This is a genomic window from Paraburkholderia sp. SIMBA_054 (genome assembly GCF_046534875.1).
GTDB lineage: Bacteria > Pseudomonadota > Gammaproteobacteria > Burkholderiales > Burkholderiaceae > Paraburkholderia > Paraburkholderia hospita.
In genome coordinates, this window is sequence record NZ_JAWRXV010000215.1 from 1 (window position 1) to 546 (window position 546).

The window sequence follows — 546 nt, forward strand, 5'->3', positions numbered from 1 at the left end:
GCCGCGCGGCGCGCGCCGGTCATCAGTCCGCTGGTGCGTTTCGGCAGTGCGCAGGACCGCATCGAATTCGTGCGGCAGCGCATCAGGCAACTGGGCTTCAACTCGTTCAGCTATACGGCCACGCGCACGTCGGCGCATCGCAAGACCATGTTCGTGCTGACGAGCTACGAGTCGCAAAGCTGGCTCACGCGCTATTTCCGCGAGCGTTATTTCGAGCTCGATCCGCGCGTGGCGCTCGCATCGCCGACCGGCATGCCGTTCCTCTGGAACACGGTCGACATGCGCGCCGATCTGCCGCGTGCGCAAATGCGCAGCGAGCGGCTCGGCGGGCTGATCGACATGCTGGAGGCAACCGGGCGCAAAAGCGGCATTCTCACGCAGATGCCGCTGCCCGAGCCGGAACTGAGCGCGAGCCTGTGCTTTAACTCGGAGATCGCCAATCCGCGCTGGATGACCGAATCGATCGTGGCCGAAACGCTGATGTTCGCGCACACGATTCATGAGTTCATCTGGACGCACGCGAAGAGCGTGATCGGCATGACGCCC

The 546-nt window shown here is 64.1% G+C and carries 1 protein-coding gene; it reads left to right on the forward strand.

Translation table 11 applies throughout. The features are described from left to right. Nucleotides 1-546, forward strand: a 546-nt coding sequence (locus SB822_RS54825) for an autoinducer binding domain-containing protein (RefSeq protein WP_410858814.1), incomplete at both ends; no start/stop codon positions are given.